This window comes from Paenibacillus sp. W2I17 (genome assembly GCF_030815985.1).
Lineage (GTDB): Bacteria > Bacillota > Bacilli > Paenibacillales > Paenibacillaceae > Paenibacillus.
Genome location: NZ_JAUSXM010000001.1, coordinates 3809224 through 3828221, shown reverse-complemented (window position 1 = coordinate 3828221; position 18998 = coordinate 3809224). Strand labels below are relative to the sequence as shown.

Here is an 18998-nt window from a genome sequence, read left to right as displayed (position 1 = left end):
TCAAATATGTTATATTGTTGAGCATCACACATAGGAGTGGAATAAGCAATGAAGCGAATTACGATTCTGATCGCAGACGATGAAGTTGAGATCGCTGATCTGGTTGCTTTACATTTACAAAAAGAAGGATATCACACCGTTAAGGCCTTTGACGGGAAGGCGGCGGTTCAAGCTGTTCAGACCCAAGCGATAGATTTGGCGATTCTGGACATTATGATGCCTGGCATGGATGGGTATGAGGTGACCCGTAAAATTCGGGAGCAGCATCATTTACCGATCATTTTCCTGAGTGCCAAAACGTCAGATATGGACAAAATTACGGGACTTGTGATGGGTGCGGACGATTATATGACCAAACCGTTTAATCCGATGGAGCTTGTTGCCCGGGTTAACTCCCAGTTGCGTCGTTCTCTCCAATTCAGCCAGTCTGCGCCTGTGCAGAGGTCCATTCTGGAGAAGGGCGGGCTCATCATCACGCCAGATCAACATCGTGTTACACTCTACGGCAAACCGGTGGAACTAACACCGAAGGAATTCGACATTTTGTATCTGCTCGCGAGCCACCCCAAGCAGGTGTTCAGTGCAGAAAACATTTTTGAACAGGTATGGGGAGAAGCCTATTACGAGAGTGGGAATACCGTGATGGTCCACATTCGAACCCTGCGCAAAAAGCTGGGGGAAGATGTGAACAAGAACAAGTTTATCAAAACCATCTGGGGCGTGGGGTACACGTTTAATGACTAAAAGAAGAAGTTTTCGCACAACCATGATTATGTTGTTAGGTTTAAGCATGCTTGCCTCTGGCGCAATCACTTATGGGATTTACAAGCTTTTACAAGCCTATTATTCGGGTGTCCGTGCAGAAGATCAGCTTGCTGAATATCGTCATTTTATGAGAAGTATCGGGGATATCTATTTCTTCATGATCTTATTTATCCCACTCGCCATTCTATTTTTCTTCTGGTTTACCAAGCCTTACGCGACGTATTTCAAGGACATTTCTACAGGGATCAGACATTTGGCCAATGGAGACTTCCAGCATCGTGTGCAGATCTCCTCGAAGGACGAGTTAGGAACGATTGCAGAGGATGTGAATTTGGCAAGTGAGAAACTAAAGGAAGCGGTAGAAAGAGGGGATTTTGCTGAAAATAGTAAGGACCAACTTGTCGTCAATCTGGCGCATGACCTGCGAACCCCGCTGACGTCTGTGCTTGGATATTTGGATCTGCTCATGAAGGATGATCAGTTGACGGAGGAGCAGGTGCGGCACTTTACATCGATTGCATTCACCAAATCACAGCGTCTGGAGAAGCTGATTGATGATTTGTTCGAAATTACCCGTATGAATTATGGCATGTTGCCTATAAACAAGACACAGCTGGATCTTAGCGAACTGCTAAAGCAGATGAACGAAGAACTCTATCCTGTATTTGAAAAGAATCAACTAGTCGCCCGACTAAAAATAGACACTGACCTTACGGTCTCCGGTGATGGCGAGCTGCTGGCACGTGTGTTCGAGAATCTGCTAATTAACGCTGCACGGCATGGCAAGGATGGCATGTACGTAGATATTAATGGATATCGGGATGCAGAACAGGTCATCATTCAGGTAATTAACTATGGTGGACATATTCGTCCGGAGGAATTGCCACATATCTTCGATATGTATTACACCGGAGATCGTGCCCGGACTCCTCAGGAGGGTGGGACAGGCCTCGGCCTGTTTATCGCTCGCAATATTGTGGAGCAGCATGACGGTACAATCTCGGCCCAGAGCGATGTGGTACGGACGCAGTTCGAAGTTCGTTTGCCCGTCTTCCAATAAGGTTGACGTCAAATTTAAGAAAAACTTTAAAATTGCCCTGCTTTTTCTTTAACTTGTGTTGTCTATCCTTGATGTATGAGGTAAAAGGAGGAACAAGCATGAAAAAGTGGGGCTTTTTAATATGTATCATTTTGATCGGATATATCGTTACACAATCACCGGGATGGATTCAGCAGAAGGATGAGTTGCCCATCGAGATCCAGAATACGCGTGAAAATCCAGCAGGTTATACCGTATCCGTCACCGGAAATATTCAGGATCAGGTACATAAGGGCAACTTGTTACTGGTGGATAAGCAATACCCCGTTCACCCGGAAGGAGTTAAATCCGATATTGTATATGTGGCACATGAGGATGATCTGCTTCGTGGATATGGGATACTGGATCAGAAAATCATGTTATCACGACAGGTGGCGCAGGAGTTTCAGAGGATGGTTGAAGCAGCAGGCGAAGAGGGAGTCAGATATTTTCTCGTCAGCAGCGGGTACAGGGATTTTGAAAAGCAGGACGAGTTATATCGGGAAAAGGGTTCAGACTATGCACTTCCTGCGGGACACAGTGAGCACAATCTTGGGTTATCTCTGGATATTGGCTCCAGCTTGGCTGCCATGAATGAAGCACCAGAGGGTGCATGGCTGGAGAAGAATGCATGGAAATACGGATTTATTTTACGTTACCCAAAGGATAAAGTGCGCATCACGGGTATTCAGTATGAACCATGGCACTTTCGATATGTAGGGCTGCCGCACAGTGCTGTCATGTATAAGAATAATCTGGTGCTGGAAGAGTATCTCGATATGCTTAAAGAGAAAGAGAACATTACTGTGGCAGTAGAGGAAGAGGAGTATCATATCCGCTATTATCGAGCCACCCGAGACACAACCGTTTACATACCTGAGCAAGGCCAAACTGAAATATCGGGTGATAACATGGATGGCGTCATTGTCACCGTAAAGAAATAACAGGCAACGCAAGGGAGGCAAAACAACATGAAGCAAAACAACCAGAAGCAAAGCAAACATTACATCCTTTGGAGTGCCATTTTCATTATCTATTTATATTTGCTGACTAAGCTGATCCTGTTTAAAGGAAGCCCGGTCGATTTTGGCATCGTGAAGGATCGACTGATGGCGTTCTTGCAACAACCGGATCTGGTCCATACGCGAACCGTCAACCTGACACCATTTCAGGAAATCTCACGAGACTGGAACAGTCTGTCGTTACATCGTCCTGGCACCGCAATCCATCTGGTAGGCAATATACTGGCCTTTATCCCTCTGGGCATCTTCATTCCTGTGGTGACGGGCAACAAGTTATTCTCTGGAGTAAAGGTACTCTTACTGTCTCTGCTGCTCAGTCTGGGCTATGAAGTGACTCAGTTAGTGACTGGCATGGGCATATTTGATGTGGATGATCTGATGCTCAATACGCTTGGCGGCTTCATTGGATATAGCATTTATACCATGGCCATCGGCCTGAAAAAGGTCTTGGTGGGAGGAGAATCCCGCGTGACGACGAAAAAGTTAAATTCTAAGGAAAGTCACGTGTAAGGAGGGGAACAACTTGATTATAATGGCTGTACTGTTCATTAGCGCAGGGCTAATGTTTCTCGTGTATCCACAAAAGGTAACGGATGCTTCGGAAAAACAGATTACGGAGCGAGTGATCATGTCTAGATGGGTAGGCGGCTCGTTAATTGCTCTGTCGTGTTTGTTTCTGATCATGGGCACGATTCAACTGTTAGATCAAGCCTCACATCACATTGGGCATTAGAAGGCAGCTGGCCTTGAAAATTGATTTTTAAATGTATACCGATTATAAAAAGCAAAGCCAAAAAAGCTCCCCATCACGTGCAGATCGCACGTGATGGGGAGCTTTTTTGTATAACTTCATCACATTAATGATTTATGTCATTAAGCCTTTTTCATCATTTGACGCAATACGGTTTGCAGGATACCGCCGTTATGGTAGTAATCCACGTCAACCATGCTGTCCAGACGAGCGATGACAGGGAATTCGAACTGTGTACCGTCTTCACGAGTTACGGTAACTTTCAACTCTTGTCCTGGCTTCACATCATTGCTGAGGCCAGTAATGTCATACGTTTCACGTCCGTTCAGACCAAGGCTGGACCAGCCGTGACCTTCCTGGAATTGCAATGGCATTACGCCCATGCCCACCAAGTTACTGCGGTGAATCCGCTCGAAGCTTTCCGCGATAACGGCTTTGACGCCGAGCAAGAATGTTCCTTTTGCCGCCCAGTCACGGGAGCTTCCTGTACCATACTCTTTACCTGCGATAACGATCAGGTTCTGTCCTTCATCCTGATACTTCATGGAAGCATCGTAGATGGACATTTCTTCGTCCGTTGGCAGGTACTTCGTGATGCCGCCCTCGGTGCCCGGAGCCACCTGGTTACGAATACGAATGTTGGCGAATGTACCACGCATCATGACTTCATGGTTACCACGGCGTGAACCGTAGGAGTTGAAGTCTTTGCGCTCTACGCCATGCTCTTTCAGGTACAGTCCAGCCGGGCTGGATGGTGCAATATTACCTGCTGGCGAGATGTGATCCGTTGTTACGGAATCCGCAAGCAATGCCATAACACGTGCAGAACGGATATCTGCGATATCGTTCAACTTGTCGCCAAGCTCCTGGAAGAACGGAGGATTCTGAATGTACGTGGAGTTCGGGTCCCACTCGTACAATTCACCTTCCGGTACAGAGATTGCATTCCAACGCTCGTTGGCTGTAAATACGTTCTCGTACTTGTTGCGGAACATCTGAGCGTTCAGGGAACTAGCGATGGTATCCTTGATTTCCTCGGAGGTAGGCCAGAGGTCTTTCAGGAACACAGGCTCATTGTTCGTATCATAACCGATTGGATCGGTTTCAAAGTCAATATTTACTGTACCCGCAAGTGCATATGCCACAACGAGTGGTGGTGATGCCAGGTAGTTGGCTTTGACCTGTGCATGCACACGGCCTTCGAAGTTACGGTTACCAGACAATACAGCCGCTACGGTCATATCGTTCTCAGCAATAGCTTCGCTCACTTCGTCCGGCAGTGGACCGGAGTTACCGATACATGTTGCACAACCGTAGCCCGCAACGTTGAATCCGAGTTTGTCGAGGTACGTGATCAGACCTGCTTTTTCCAGGTACTCGGTAACAACAAGGGAACCTGGTGTCAGACTGCTTTTCACATATCCTGGTTTGGTCAGGCCGCGTTCAACTGCTTTTTTCGCCAGTAGTCCCGCTCCAACCATAACACTTGGATTCGAAGTGTTCGTACAACTTGTGATCGCCGCGATCACAACAGCGCCTGCCTTCAGTTCACTGTTGGAACCGTCCGGATGCTTCACAGGTACGGATTGTTCGATTTTCTCATCGCTCAGACCGTAGCCGCCTTTATCTACAGGTGTGCGGATGATGCTGTTGAAGCTTTCTTTCATTTGTGTCAGTTCGATGCGATCCTGTGGACGTTTTGGTCCGGCAAGACTTGGTACAACAGAGCCGAGATCCAGTTCAATCACATCTGTGAATTCAGGATCAACGGTGCTGGAAGTACGGAACATGCCTTGAGCTTTGTAATAAGCTTCAACCAATTCAACCTGTTCGTCAGGACGGCCAGTGTTACGCAAATAGTTCAACGTTTCACTATCAACAGGGAAGAAACCGATCGTTGCGCCATATTCTGGTGCCATGTTGGCTACTGTTGCACGGTCAGCCAGACCGATGTTGGCAAGGCCTGGTCCGTAGAACTCAACGAATTTACCAACAACGCCTTTTTTACGAAGCAATTGGGTAACGGTCAGTGCCAGATCCGTTGCTGTTGCGCCTTCGCTCAGGCTGCCTGTCAGTTTGAAACCGATAACGTCCGGTGTTACAAAATAAAGCGGTTGGCCCAGCATACCTGCTTCGGCCTCGATTCCACCAACACCCCAACCAACAACGCCAAGTCCGTTGATCATGGTGGTATGGGAGTCTGTACCTACGAGGGAATCCGGAAATACAACGGTTTCGCCGTCAACGGTTTTTGTTGCTGCCACGGAAGCCAGATACTCCAGGTTAACCTGGTGAACGATCCCTGTGGATGGTGGAACTGCACGGAAGTTGTTGAATGCCGTTTGTGCCCAACGCAAGAAGCGGTAACGCTCTTCATTACGCTCGAACTCAACTTTGATATTGTAATCAAGTGCATCGTTGGTACCAAAAGCATCAACCATAACGGAGTGGTCGATAACGAGATCGACCGGTACGAGCGGGTTGATTTGTTTTGGATCGCCGCCTGCTTTTTTCACAGTATCACGCATTGCAGCGAGGTCAACGACAACCGGTACACCGGTGAAATCTTGCAGAACGATACGTGCAGGGATGAATGGAATTTCCTTGTTATTGTCACGGCCATCTGCCCAGCCGGTCAGTTGTTTTACGTGTTCTTCGGTGATGGCACGTCCGTCGAATTGACGAATTGCTGCTTCAAGCAACACTTTAATGGAGAAAGGAAGCCTGGAAAGATCGCCGTGGCCGTTTTCCTGAAGAGCATCGAGACTGTAGTAGCGGTAAGACTTGCCTCCAACCTCAAGACTGCGAGCGGCGGAGAAATGATTCTTTGCTGACATACATGTACCTCCTTGGGATGTGTCGGTGAGATGAAGAAAACGTTCATTTAGGTGAAGAACAGGCCTTCATCGTTCCGTGTTCTTGTTCGTTAGTTTCATCAGATGAAACGTAATTTCATAATCACAACTTTAGTTTTAAGTATACCGTTTTCACCTCCGTACGTAAAGGTCTTTTTGCCTGATCAAGCAAGCTTTTGGACCGATGAAGGCGTTTTCGTGAAGCGAGCAGGAATAAGATATCTCGTGTACCTGTATTTGCTGAATTTCAGATCTCCCTCCTGAGCCGTGTACATACAACCGAAGACCCTTTCATATGAATAGTAGGAGTTTATATACGCAATGAAATATTCAGACAGAACTCATGCCAAAGGGGGACATAGGCTTGGAACGGGAATGGAAGAGTGCCTTATATACTTACGTGAACCAGTACAATCGCTGTGAGATCGACTACCGTCCACAGACCAGCGAACGGATCGTTACCGATCCTGACTTCGTGGTGGAACGGGGAGAGCGTATGGCAAGGCTGGACGAATGGTATCGTAAGCGGCGCGCCGTGCCTCTTCGCAGCGAGACCAGCGCCAAGCTTGTGCGCACGCTTATGGATGGCCAGGAAGAAGCGGTGGTGGATGTACAATTGTACAGCAGACTGTTCTACGAGAAGAGCGGGATCACCCACCGGGAGGACCGGATTGAGCGGGAGCGGTTAACCTTTCTGCGGCAGAGTGGTGGATGGATCATTGGGTGGGTCGAGCGAGAAGTGCCGGAGCGTCGCCCTGCTGGGGAAGGACGTCCGTTTCAACAAGCTGATTTTGTACAGGCGATGAATCGGCCGCTGCTGAATCGGGAAGTGTTGGGTCAAGGAAGAAGCTCACGGCAACAGTCATATCGCAGAGATCTGGCAGTTGCCTATGCAGATCGGTGGTGGAATGCGGGGAATCCGGCATTTGAGGAATTTGATGTGGATTGTACCAATTACGTGTCCCAATGTCTCTTTGCAGGGGGCGCACCCATCCACTATACTGGTAGAAGAGAAGCCGGCTGGTGGTATAAAGGGTATGTGAACGGCTCTGAAATGTGGAGTTACAGTTGGGCAGTTTCCAACAGTCTGGAGCGTTATTTGTCAGGCAGCAGCTGGGGTCTGACTGCGACAGAAGTGGAGCGTCCTGAGCAGCTGATGCTCGGCGATGTTATTCTCTACGATTGGGATGGAGATGGACGATTTCAGCACAGCACCGTTGTGACCGCGTTTGATGCGGGCGGTATGCCGCTTGTTAACGCACATACGGTTAGCAGCCGTCACCGATTTTGGGATTACCGGGATTCTTACGCTTGGACGGAGCGGACGGTATACCGGCTTTTTCATATTGCAGATGAGTTTTGATGACGAAAGATTTTCGGGATGCGGTGACGCAGACATCCAGTTCCGTGTAAAATAAGACCAGATAACGCAAGCAGAATAACAAGGGTGCTGAGCATGCAAGCATGACAGCATCAGGCACAGATAATCGGAGGGTACACATGAGTATGGATAAATTAAAAGTAGGCGTCGTGTACGGCGGAAAATCGGGCGAGCATGAGGTATCGCTGCAAACGGCGTTTGCTGTAACAAACGCATTTGATTATGAAAAGTATGAACTGGTTCCTTTTTATATCTCCAAGCAGGGGACGTGGAAAAAAGGACCTGTCATGCATGCGCCGTTCGCGCAGATTGAAGATCTGAAGCTGGAGCAATCGGCGGGTGGAACGCAGGATGCGCTGAACGCCCTGTTTGGCCGTTTGTATGGCGGAGCAGAAGCGCTGGATGTGATGTTCCCTCTGTTGCATGGTACGTTTGGAGAGGATGGCACCATTCAGGGCATGTTCGAGATGGCGGATATGCCGTATGTAGGTGCAGGTGTACTTGCTTCGGCTGGCGGCATGGACAAAGTGGTCATGAAAAAGCTGTTTGCACAGGCTGGCATTGACCAATGTGCCTTTACGTATTTTAACGCGACACAATGGAAGCAGACAGAGCACGAAATGATCGTACAGGTCGAAGATCAGCTGGGGTATCCTTGTTTTATCAAACCGGCAAATCTGGGCTCCAGTGTAGGCATCTCCAAAGCACGTAACCGCGATGAGCTGAAGACAGCTGTCGAGTTCGCACTTCGGTATGATACGAAGGTTGTCATTGAGGAGTTCGTTGAAGCCCGCGAAGTTGAGGTCAGCGTCCTCGGTAATGACGAGCCTATGGCTTCCGTTCCAGGTGAGATCGTATCCTCCGGTGAGTATTATGACTATGCAGCTAAGTATATTGATGGTCAATCACAGATGCTGATTCCAGCTCCACTGGACCCAGAGGCCGCAGATCGCATTCGCGAGGCAGCTTTGCAGGCGTTCCGTGCGATTGAAGGTAACGGCATTTCACGTGCGGATTTCTTCATTCGGAAAAATGACGGCGCTTTGCTTATTAATGAAGTCAACACCATGCCTGGTTTCACACCATACAGCATGTATCCACTTCTTTGGCGTGAGACAGGTGTATCGTATGCCGAACTGCTGGATCGCATGATTGAGCTGGCACTGGAGCGTTACAACCGCAAGCAGGCACTGAATTACGAGAACGGCGTACAGGCGTAGCCTGCGACCACAAGATCAGGAGGGATATGCATGGGATTTCAGACTGAATTCAATTCCGTATGCAAGTTCAAGAATGAGCAGGAGCTGTTCGAACTGCTTGAATACGGACGCGGCAAAATGGTCAAACAGGGCTTCCGGGTATTTCCTACCGGCCAGAAAGTGATTGCATACACACCGGATAACGTGGCTGTAGCCATCGTCAAGATCGTGGTTTCCATTGCAGAGATCAACTTCCAGGGGCAAGAGGTGACCGAGGTCGAGATGCAACTCATCCGCAAATTGACTGAGGAAGAATCACGCATTCAGACTGCCCTTGCGGATGAGATGTTCTTTGGAGAGCAAGCACAGGAGTAGTTGTTGACTGTAAGTGCGGGTCGGAAGGACTGATTTGCCAGAATACGATTATGGTCACTCTTTTAGGGTAAAACTTGGTTATATACAGTGACGGTACATCCTGACGGTTGAATATGCCGTGCGGGTTCTCCGCCCTATAGAGAGGAAGAGATTCATGCTCGTACGCTTTGGTTACGTGGCAATGTCCGTGCTTATAGAGAACGCCTCGCCTTCCCGGACCATGACCATGTCGAGTTTTAACAAAATTGATGACAGGGAAGCAGCGATCCGCAAGCTCGAACGGATTGCAGCCGAGAACCTGCACAATACATTACGTTTGCTCAGACACAACAAGGGTAGCCATATTCATGTATATCGCTTCTCTTCCAAATTGATTCCACTGGCAACACACGAGGACCTGAATGACTGGGACCCGTTCCCGGCGCTGAAGCAGGACTTTGCGGCCATTGGTGATTTTGTGAAGGAAAATCATATGCGTGTGTCCTTTCATCCGGATCATTTTACCGTACTTAGTACCCCCCGCGAGCAAGTTCTGCACAACTCGATTCGCGACCTTCGTCATCATGTTCGGATGCTGGATGCCATGGGGCTGAATGCCACTGCCAAGAACAATATACATATTGGTGGTGCATACGGGGACAAGCCTTCGGCGGCGCTTCGTTTTGAAGAAAACTTTTTGAAGCTGGATCGGGACATTCAGGAGCGGCTCACACTCGAAAATGATGACAAAACGTTCAATGCGCCGGAGACACTAGCCGTGTGCCAGCGCTTGGGATTGCCCATGGTACTGGATATCCATCACCAGTGGGTGAACAACGAAGGAGAACAGGCATGGGATCTGTGGCCTAATATTCTAAAGACCTGGCAGTCGCCGCTTGCCCAGGCAGATTCACCGGCTGATCAGCCACTGCCACCCAAAATCCATGTCTCCAGTCCGAAGAGCGAGAAGGATCTGCGAGGTCATGCCGATGGTGTAGAGGTAGAGCCTTTGCTCGACTTCTTGCGTCATATCGCAGCAGACACCCCAAGGCTTGACGTGATGATCGAGGCTAAACGCAAAGATGAGGCACTTGTGCAACTGATGCAGAAGCTGGCATTCTATCACGAAGAGGGTGTGGAGTGGGTGGACGAGTCTACCGTCATCATTCATCCGTAGTGCCAAAAGGGGCCTGGGCAACGAGAAACTTTACGACCTGTGGGGCGTATACTTTTAACAAGTATTTCAACTTTTCGTAGATTGATATAGAAAGTAGAGTGAACGCTTTGAATGAGAAGGAAAAGACACCTTATGTCGTGACAAGCAAAAGCTATACTGCCGTTGCCATTAATGCAGCTTCCAAAGCTGGCGAATGGATCAAAAGCCGTCTTGGGACGGTAGCTGAACTTGGCACCAAATATTCACCCCAAGATCTGGTGACCGAAGTGGATAAAGGAGCGGAGCAGATGATCCGCCGCCTGATTCTCACGCATTTTCCCCACCATGCCATTCTGGGTGAAGAAGGCGTCGAACCGGGACCGGAAGCTTCGGCAAAAGCACTGAAAGAGGCCGAGGAAGAAGAGTTCCTGTGGATTGTTGATCCTGTGGATGGAACGACGAACTTTGTACACGGATTCCCGTTTTATTCGGTGTCCATCGCATTGGCTCACAATGGTGAAGTCATTGTTGGCGTGATCTACGACCCTTCCCGTGATGAAATGTTTGTTGCGGAAAAAGGGAAAGGAGCATATGTTCACGGAAACCGGATGCTTGTATCTGGTGAACAAGAACTTGCTCAGAGCCTGATTGCGGTTGGATTCCCGGCAGACACAACCTTTGCGTTGCCACTGAATATGGCCGCTGTGCAGGCGCTTGCTCCGCAAGTACGTAACTTGCGTGCAGGCGGATCTGCCGCCCTTCATCTGGCGTATGTTGCCGCAGGACGTCTCAGCGCCTACACCGAAGTTGGATTGAAACCGTGGGATATTGCCGCAGGTGCGCTGCTGGTTGAAGAATCAGGCGGCAAGGTGACGGATACCATCGGAACGCCTTATCAACTGTCTGTGAATCATGTCGTTGCCAGCAATGGCAAAATCCATGATGCACTGACGGATGTGCTGAAGGAAGCGAAAGCAACCGGTCTGGAGTGAGTTTATTCAACTCATCGATGCTTTAACTAACCTGTAATTGTACATTAACGAAGGGGACAGAAAGCATCTGAAGAAGCGGAGCGCTCGCCTTTATCACCGGATTTCTACCTTGGAAAAGGGAATCAAAGAAATCTGGGGATAACAGCGATCGGAAGATGATTCTGTACACGAAGTGAAAGTACAATAGTAATCATTAACGCATGTATGACTTTAATTAAAGGAGCGAGAACAATGGATGAATCCAAAGAACTGGAACGACGGCTCAGTGATATGCTGACGGAAGGGGACATGGAAGAGTCCGGCGACACCGATCAGCGTGAACGCCAGTTGATTCCTCCCAAATATGAAGTGCGAATCCAGACGGAACGTGATCCAATTGTCGAGGAAACGTTAAAGTACCGGAAGTTGGCACGCGAAGTGGATGATCGTTATGATCGGTATCTGGAGCGAGCTACCGGAAACAAACCCGAGAGCGACAAGGGTCATTCAAATTCTGAAGATTCAGATAAGCCGCAATCTTAATTAATCACAGAACGTCATATCTGAACTTAGTAAATAACAGGCTCCCCTTCAGGGAGTCTGTTATTTCATGTGTGCTCTCAGTAGAGAGGACAACGCCTACTTTAAAATGATAGAATAGAGTAACACGAACTTATGTCATTGGAATGACCGATGTACTATATATTAGTGAGGTTGTTCAAAAAGTCCGCTTTTGATTACGAAGGATGCCTAACGGCATCATCAGCATCGAATATGGAATTCAGCCGAAATAAGCGGGAGGCTTACGAAGTATGTTTCCGAAGGAAACATTTTGGTTGCTCACGTAGTTTTCCTACGCTCCGCTACTCCATTTCTAGCTTCATCCCATCTTCTCGGTACTGAAAACCGACTTTTGAACACGTATATTAGTGTAAATTATCATAGATTTGCGAGAAGGAGTGTTACCTGAATGAAGCGTAAACGTATATGGGAAAATACAGCTGCCGGTTTAACGGTAAGCATGTTGGCAGGAATGCTGCTCTTTACATCATCTGCATTGCCTGCACACGCGGCTGACACCAAAACCGGTGTATTGCCAGTGGGTACTAACGAGGCTTCGCTGACTGCGAAGAAAGATGCAGTAGCCGTAACTAAGGAGTTCCGCATCGTCACATTGGGAGATTCCATAACGGTAGGTTATGAGCCCAACACAAAAGAATTGCCTTATGGTTATGTAGAACGTTTGCATGAGCAGGGTTTGCTGCATGGACGTACACAGGTGGACAACTACGGGATTGCCGGATTGAAAACCAGTGGCCTGAAAAACTTCACTACTGCAATTAAGGATGGCAAAACGCTGACTTCTGAAGCCATTCAACCAAGTCTTCCTGATCCAAGAGCGGGACAGATCGGAGCCAATACTGCTGTAATCCGTGAGAGTGTAGCACAGGCCAATCTGGTTGCAATTACCATTGGGGGAAATGATGTATCTGAGCTTCTCGGTACAGCAGACAAACTGAGTGATCAGGATCTGCAAGCCAAGGTAAAAGAATTACTCGCAACATATACAGCCAATGTTAGTGCAACGATTAATGATATCCATGAAATTAATCCGACAGCTACAATTGTCATCGCCGATCAGTATCAACCGATGCCAGAAGTAGCAGGCAAGGCACTCTACGCCAAACTGATGGAGGCATCCCAAGGTTTCACACAGACCATTGATGGCATTGCAGTACAATTCACTGCTCAAGGTACCGATGTCAAAGTCGCACACGTGGCCAAGGAGTTTGTTGGTGGTGAGGGCACGATGACACATATGATCAAAGATCGTGATTTCCACCCGAACCAATTTGGATATGCGGCCATTGCCGAAGTATTTGCCAAAACGATCTGGGGCGACTACACCAAGCTGACTGCACCTGCAACAGGTGAGCCGATGAACATTATTGTGAGTGGCAAAACATTAAATACACCGTACAAACCGATTATCCGTAACGGCAAAAACTTTGTGGCGATTCAAGACATCGTAAACGCTGTCGGGGCTACTACGGTGTGGGATAACAAAACTTCAACCGCAACCATTACATATGGAGACCGGAAAGTTGCTGTGAAGATTGGTGCCAATGCTGTGAAGGTAAATGGAGCATCGGTTACTGTGGATACACCTGCATTCCTGAATAAGGTAGGCAAAGAGTCCAAAACATATGTACCACTTGCCATGGTGGCTGAAGGTCTTGGCTTTGATGTGCAATATGTAGCGAAGCTGAAAACTGTTTTTGTGAATCCGTAAATTGTATTTCATGCCTTTAACATGATGTTATTCAACAGCCAGAATACCTTGATCTGTTCAAGGTATTCTGGCTGTTTTGTGTTCTTTTTGCGTTGCTGACACAGATGTATACCTTCTCTAATGACCTGAAATGTTGCATAAATATATCTTGTCAGATGCCCAATGGATGTGTAAATATGAAAATAACTTACAATAAAACCACTAACCTATAGCATGACAGGCACCCCTCGAAAGCCAAAGGAGCGCTTAGGATGAACAAAATTAAGAACGCTTTCACAACACTGCCGATTCATCACAAAACGATTCTTCTCATCGGACTTTTGATGTTAATCAGCTTTACGTTTTATGCGTCCGTACTCCGATATGTGTTCAGTATCTATGACCGTCAGATCTATGAGAAATCCTCGCAGGTCCTCAATATGTCTTCGGTAGGTATTGAGAATCAACTTCGTGAAATTTCTAATCTCTCCTTCAAGGTGATGTCGGACGAGCCGCTTCAGCAATATCTGCTCCAACTGAAAAAGGTCGAAACGGGTTATGAGAAAAATGGATTACGTAAAAAAATTACCAACAGGTTAGTCGCTTATGCCGGTTCCGAAAAATACGTCTATTCCATGCTATTTATCGATAATGATAATAACGTTATGGCCGCAGGCAATCGGGAGGGGATTTCGGAGTCGAAGCAAAAGGAATTGGTTGCACTGGGACAGCAATACTCAGGCTCCAATGCCTGGCATACCAGTGGGGATAAACAGTCCCGGCTCTTGTCGGTCCGACAGGTGAAATCCTTTATTGGCGGAGCATTTACATTGGAGGACCTCGGCACACTGATCATCCGGGTGCGGCTGGACCGAATTGTACAGGATCAGATGCAAGAACCGGCTGAGGACTCCCAATTACTCATTACCGATGGAAAAGAAGTGATCTATCCAACAGAATCAGCCGTCAGTGAAGCCGAGATTGAGTCTGAACTGAAGCGCACCCAGCCCTATGGAATTGCCATGTTGGAGCAGGGGAGGCACTTTGTAGCTCGTGCTCATTCTTCCTATACGGATTGGACCTATTTGTACACAACCCCGTTTGACCAGATGTTTAAACAGATCCAGTTTGTCAAACAGTTGGTCACGGTGATCTTCATCATGATTTTTCTGGCGGCGCTTATCATTGGAGCGAGATTCTCTCGCAGTATTACCCATCCGATTGCGCAGTTGATCAAAAAGATGCGTAATATCGAAAAAGGTGATCTGGATAAGCTGGAGGAGGCCGCTCTTGGCAATGTTCCGATATCTCCACAGAATGAGGTTGGGCTGCTGCATCGAACATTCAAGATGATGCTTCAACGGATACGTGAATTGATTGATGAGAATTATGCCAAGCAACTGGTGATTCGTGAGACAGAGTTGAAAGCGCTTCAGGCGCAGATTAATCCACATTTTCTATACAACACGCTAGAATCGATTAACTGGCTGGCTAAAGTACAGAAGCAACGACAGATCTCGGAAATGGTTGAGGCTCTCGGATTTCTGCTGCGTAGCTCTGTGAATATGTCCGAGAAGTGGATCACGCTGGAAAGAGAGCTGGACATTGTCCGCAGTTACGTGACGATTCAGCGCACGCGTTTTGAGGAAAGACTGGACTTCGACATGGAAATTGCCCCAGAGGTAGGAATGGCGCGGATACCGAAGTTAACATTACAGCCGTTGGTGGAGAACGCCATACATTATGCACTCGAACCAAGCATTGACCCTTGCCGGATTCGTATTCGGGCGAGAGCAGAGGGGGATAAGGTGATTATTGAAGTTGAGGACGACGGTCCGGGGATGACACCGGAATTCCTGGAACAGCTACACGAAGGACGTATTCAGACAAGAGGACAGGGCATTGGGTTATCTAACATCCAGGAACGAATCAGACTGACCTTCGGTGATGAAGGTGGAATGGTGATGAGCAGCAAGCCCGGATCAGGAACTGTAGTATCGATCAGCATACCTTGGATCAGAGAGGACGATGACGATGTACAAAGTGATGCTCGTAGATGATGAACGTGTCATTCTGGAGGGGATTTCCCAAGTGGTCGATTGGGCCGCGGCAGGAACGGAATTGGTGGATACGGCGAGGAACGGGATTGAAGCATTGGACAAAATCGGGAAGTCGCGACCCGATATTATTATTACGGATATTTCCATGCCAGGTCTGGATGGTCTCGGTCTCATAGAGAAGGCATCCGAAGCATACCCGGGAGTACGTTTCATAATGTTATCCGGCTACAAGGAGTTCGAATATGCTCGCAGAGCGATGCAATATGGTGTGAAGCATTATTTGCTCAAGCCCTGCAATGAGAATCAGATCCATGATGCGTTAACTGAACTGTTGCAGGAGCATCAAGATGCTCAGGTGAAGGAGCATGTTGCCGGTGAGATGAAACAGCGATTACAGCGTGTCCTTCCACATGTGAAGGAGCAATTTCTGCTGGAGTTCATGACCAACCGCACCTATGGGCCGGTTGACCTGGAGTATTATCAGGAGTTGTTTGATCTGGAGCTTGAAGAGAACGCAGTTCGGTTACTGCTGTTCCGAATTGTAGATGAACATGATTACAGTCACTTATTTGCGATCAAAAACATTGCCAGTGACCTGCTCCCACATGTCCTGTTAAGCACAACCATTGAAGGCAAACTCCTCATCCTGCTTGCGGATTCAGTTGATCCGGCCGGACTGAAAGAAAGTATTGAAGAGGTTCGGGCTGCATTTACCAGACTATATAAATTGGAAGTGACCGCTGCGCTGAGTGAAGCAGATCGAATGATTCAGTCCCGGCGGTTGTTTCGTGAGGCGTTGCAGTATCTGAACCATCGCTTTTTTATCGGTGAAGGCAAGCTGATTACGAAGAATGATCTGGTACTGGCCGGAGAATGCGACGGATTGCATGTAGAACAGGATGCCGAGCAACTGTGTCAGTTGATCAAATCCGGCAATACCGAAGAAACAGCGGTAGAGGTGGATCGTTTGTTTGATCTATTATCGCGTCAGCAGCTGGAAATTGAAGTGACTCGCTCTTACGTAGTGCAGCTGTACTCGGCGATGGTTCATGTCTGTCCACCTGAGGAGGCAACGGAATTCACCCAGCGTATGGCAGAACTGCCGCATATCGATACGTTATCTGGTTTGAAGTCTTTTGTTGCAAGCAGTGCGGCCCGATTAACTTCCGGTTATTACAAAAACCATATCAGTCGTCAGTCTTCTGCCGTGGAGAAGATGATGGATATCGTGGATCGTCATTATGGAGAGGCAGATCTCTCGCTCAATGGAGTCGCCCATCAGATGTTGTATATGAATCCAGATTATCTGGGCAAGATTTTCAAAAAAGTCACAGGCGAGAATTTCTCCAATTACGTGAATCGTCTGCGCATTGAACGCGCATGTGACCATATTCGCAGAGGCGGGGATGTGAAAGTATTCGAGCTTGCTGAATTGTTCGGATTCGGCGGGAATTCACAATATTTCAGTCAGGTGTTCAAAAAGTGGACCGGTATGACACCTACGGAATTCCGCAGGATCAGCATATAACAATGGACTACCAATCATGTAATTCATGTCTGGGGAGGATGAACAGCGCCGAGAGGGGACTGTTGTCCTCCTCTGTTTTTTGAACCAACAAGACGGTTTTGTGTATTCAACTATGGTCGTACATTTGCGAAAATGACATTAACAAGTTTGTGAAAGCGTTATCAGAAATAAAAGGATAACTCGTTCACACAACCATATCAACATAAAAGGGGAGATTGGCATGGTGAAAAAGGCAATATTCCTGATGATGGCTGCATTGCTCGTTTTTACAGCGGCGTGTAGTTCAGGTGGAGGAACTGAAGGAGCATCTGGAGATGACTCAGTTACCCTGCGGATCGCTTGGTGGGGCTCGGATGCAAGGCATGAATATACACAGAAGGTCATCGACCTGTACAAATCGAAAAACCCGAATGTCAAAATCGACGTGGAATATGCTTCATTTGATGACTACTGGAAAAAGCTCGCGCCACAAGCAGCTGCAAATCAGTTGCCTGACATCGTTCAGATGGATATTTCCTACATCAGCCAATATGCACAGAATGGTCAGCTTGAGGATCTAGCGCCTTATCTGGGCAATCAGATCAAAGTGGACGATGTGTCCGAGAACGTTATTAGCACAGGTGTAATTAACGGAAAACAATTTGGCGTACCTGCCGGTGTTAACGTTCTGGGCTTCCAATATGACCCTGCTTTGCTTCAAAAAGCGGGAGCGGAAGCTATGCCTGAAAATATGACATGGGAATCATACGAAGCACTGGGTAAACAAGCCGCAGAGAAAGGCCTGTATTTGGATGGAGGGGTAGCTCCTGATATCTTCTTCCATTACTTCCTGCGTACCAAAGGACATTCGCTTTACAATGCAGAAGGAACTGGCCTTGGTTATGATGATGACCAATTGTTTGTGGAGTTCTTCGGACTTATGCGCCGCATGATCGAGCAAGGTGCAGCACCTACGCCGGATGTAGCCAACCAAACTAAAGGCATTATTGAGGAATCAGATCTCGTGAAGGAAAAAGGAATCGGCGTATGGCAATGGTCTAACCAGTTCGTAGCCTTGCAACAGGTAGCGAACCGTCCACTCGAAATCGCTCCAATGCCAGGACCGGATATGGAAAAAGGACTATATATGCAACCAAGTATGTATTGGGGTTTAACGTCCAACTCCAAAGTGAAGGAAGAAGCGGCTAAATTCATCGATTTCTGGGTGAATGACGTGGAAGCCAACAAACTGATCAAAGGCGAGCGCGGTGTGCCAATTTCAGGAGCAATCAAAGAAGCTATCGCACCTGAGCTGAGTGACGCAACGAAACAAGTCTTTGAATTCGTAGCAGCCATGGAGCCAAAAGCTTCACCAATGAGTTCTCCGCCACCGGTTGGTTCACCTGAAGTAATCTCTGCTCTGGCAGATGTGGTTGAAGAGTTGAACTTTGGCAAAATTACACCTGAACAGGCAGCAGAAACATTCCGCAAGAACGCCGAATCTGTACTTGCGAACAATAAATAACAGTTGAATGATGGCTTGCTCGTCCCACTTCAGGGATGGTCGGGAATGGGGCTACTCGCGAATGCGAGGGCCTTTCCCCGTCCAGATGACCGAAGCAAGGAT

The 18998-nt window shown here is 47.8% G+C and carries 16 protein-coding genes; 15 read left to right on the top strand and 1 reads right to left on the bottom strand.

Annotation, left to right across the window (positions count from 1 at the left end; genetic code table 11):
- The first annotated feature begins 48 nt into the window (after positions 1 to 48).
- The 5 genes from QF041_RS16905 to QF041_RS16885 all read left to right on the top strand — a co-directional run bounded on the left by QF041_RS16905 (position 49) and on the right by QF041_RS16885 (position 3598).
- The gene (locus tag QF041_RS16905) at positions 49 to 744 is read left to right on the top strand and encodes a response regulator transcription factor (protein ID WP_307415030.1); all 696 of its coding nucleotides are present in this window, start codon (positions 49 to 51) and stop codon (positions 742 to 744) included.
- The gene (locus QF041_RS16900; protein ID WP_307415029.1) at positions 737 to 1825 is read left to right on the top strand and encodes a HAMP domain-containing sensor histidine kinase; all 1089 of its coding nucleotides are present in this window, start codon (positions 737 to 739) and stop codon (positions 1823 to 1825) included. Before QF041_RS16905 ends, QF041_RS16900 begins: the two co-directional genes overlap by 8 nt.
- A gap of 98 nt (positions 1826 to 1923) precedes the next feature.
- Complete coding sequence (locus tag QF041_RS16895; RefSeq protein WP_307415028.1) at positions 1924 to 2787, top strand: M15 family metallopeptidase; 864 nt, start codon at positions 1924 to 1926, stop codon at positions 2785 to 2787.
- A gap of 27 nt (positions 2788 to 2814) precedes the next feature.
- Complete coding sequence (locus QF041_RS16890) at positions 2815 to 3375, top strand: VanZ family protein (protein ID WP_307415027.1); 561 nt, start codon at positions 2815 to 2817, stop codon at positions 3373 to 3375.
- A 13-nt stretch (positions 3376 to 3388) separates the two neighbouring features.
- Positions 3389 to 3598: a hypothetical protein gene (locus QF041_RS16885; protein ID WP_307415026.1), complete on the top strand. Its 210-nt coding sequence runs from the start codon at positions 3389 to 3391 to the stop codon at positions 3596 to 3598.
- Positions 3599 to 3738: 140 nt separating this feature from the next.
- Here QF041_RS16885 and acnA read toward each other — a convergent pair whose 3' ends face one another.
- On the bottom strand, positions 3739 to 6453 hold the full coding sequence (acnA, locus tag QF041_RS16880) for an aconitate hydratase AcnA (RefSeq protein WP_307415025.1): 2715 nt from the start codon (positions 6451 to 6453) through the stop codon (positions 3739 to 3741).
- A gap of 382 nt (positions 6454 to 6835) precedes the next feature.
- On the opposite strand from acnA, the gene QF041_RS16875 reads away from it, so the two are divergent.
- From QF041_RS16875 to QF041_RS16830, 10 genes are all read left to right on the top strand, one after another.
- Positions 6836 to 7834, top strand: coding sequence for an amidase domain-containing protein (locus tag QF041_RS16875; RefSeq protein ID WP_373461343.1), 999 nt, complete (start codon positions 6836 to 6838; stop codon positions 7832 to 7834).
- 137 nt (positions 7835 to 7971) lie between these two features.
- A complete protein-coding gene (locus QF041_RS16870) occupies positions 7972 to 9072 on the top strand; it encodes a D-alanine--D-alanine ligase (RefSeq protein ID WP_036614110.1) in 1101 nt (366 codons plus the stop codon).
- 30 nt (positions 9073 to 9102) lie between these two features.
- A complete protein-coding gene (locus QF041_RS16865) occupies positions 9103 to 9426 on the top strand; it encodes a hypothetical protein (protein ID WP_036614107.1) in 324 nt (107 codons plus the stop codon).
- 154 nt (positions 9427 to 9580) lie between these two features.
- Positions 9581 to 10582, top strand: coding sequence for a UV DNA damage repair endonuclease UvsE (uvsE, locus tag QF041_RS16860; protein ID WP_307415024.1), 1002 nt, complete (start codon positions 9581 to 9583; stop codon positions 10580 to 10582).
- 107 nt (positions 10583 to 10689) lie between these two features.
- Positions 10690 to 11553 (top strand): inositol monophosphatase family protein, encoded by an 864-nt coding sequence (locus QF041_RS16855; RefSeq protein WP_197997992.1) that lies wholly within the window; start codon positions 10690 to 10692, stop codon positions 11551 to 11553.
- A 231-nt stretch (positions 11554 to 11784) separates the two neighbouring features.
- Positions 11785 to 12075 carry a hypothetical protein gene (locus QF041_RS16850; protein ID WP_307415023.1) on the top strand — a complete coding sequence of 97 codons (291 nt, stop codon included), beginning with the start codon at positions 11785 to 11787 and terminating at the stop codon, positions 12073 to 12075.
- 427 nt (positions 12076 to 12502) lie between these two features.
- Positions 12503 to 13825, top strand: a complete 1323-nt coding sequence (locus QF041_RS16845) for an SGNH/GDSL hydrolase family protein (RefSeq protein ID WP_307415022.1) — start codon at positions 12503 to 12505, stop codon at positions 13823 to 13825.
- Positions 13826 to 14076: 251 nt separating this feature from the next.
- Positions 14077 to 15864: a sensor histidine kinase gene (locus QF041_RS16840; protein ID WP_307415021.1), complete on the top strand. Its 1788-nt coding sequence runs from the start codon at positions 14077 to 14079 to the stop codon at positions 15862 to 15864.
- On the top strand, positions 15839 to 17392 hold the full coding sequence (locus QF041_RS16835) for a response regulator (protein WP_307415020.1): 1554 nt from the start codon (positions 15839 to 15841) through the stop codon (positions 17390 to 17392). Before QF041_RS16840 ends, QF041_RS16835 begins: the two co-directional genes overlap by 26 nt.
- A gap of 220 nt (positions 17393 to 17612) precedes the next feature.
- Complete coding sequence (locus tag QF041_RS16830) at positions 17613 to 18896, top strand: ABC transporter substrate-binding protein (protein ID WP_307415019.1); 1284 nt, start codon at positions 17613 to 17615, stop codon at positions 18894 to 18896.
- The last annotated feature ends 102 nt before the right edge of the window (positions 18897 to 18998 follow it).